1 protein-coding gene is annotated in these 603 nt (G+C 33.5%); it reads right to left on the reverse strand.

The window, feature by feature from the left end; all coding sequences use genetic code 11:
* Positions 1-279: 279 nt before the first annotated feature.
* Positions 280-603: hypothetical protein (locus tag AC1DVJ_RS31280; protein ID WP_477596863.1), on the reverse strand; the 324-nt coding region annotated here is incomplete at its 5' end.

Below are 603 nucleotides of genomic sequence, written 5' to 3' on the forward strand. Positions count from 1 at the left end.
GAACAAGAGTTTAGTGTAAATCAAAAGTCTGTTACTTGGATTGATTTGCCTAAAGATGATACCCTTGAATTTAAATATAAATATTATGATACGAACGGTAATCTTCTAAGTGATAATTAACTACAAAGGCTACCGTTTATTGAACTAACGGATAACGTTAGTTCAATAGCGGACAGCGGCGTTTTAATCCCGCTGTTCTTCTCTCTCTGGGGCTAACCTGAAAACGAACAAAAAAGACGCTTGTTACAGCGCCTTTTTTGTTCGTTTTCAGGTAGGCTTTTATAATTTCGACAAGAGTATTGAAATAAGTAATCCTAAAATTGAAATCCATACGAGAACTGATTTAAATATACTTCTGATAATCGAGTCCTGACTTTTCAAATCATTACCATGGTTTTCATGCATGGCTAAATCAATGTTCCCCATTGCATTAGAAGAACCTTTAGAGCCTACACCTTTAAAAAGTAAGGTCACTACAAGCAGAATTATTGAACCCATAAAAAGATAATCAGAGATTTGTTGCATTTTATTAACCACCGCCTTATTAACAATATTAGCACATTTTAACAATAGTGTTAAGCAATTTGTAACTCTATCGTATAT

The sequence above is a fragment of the Paenibacillus sp. P4_A9 genome, assembly GCF_056402415.1.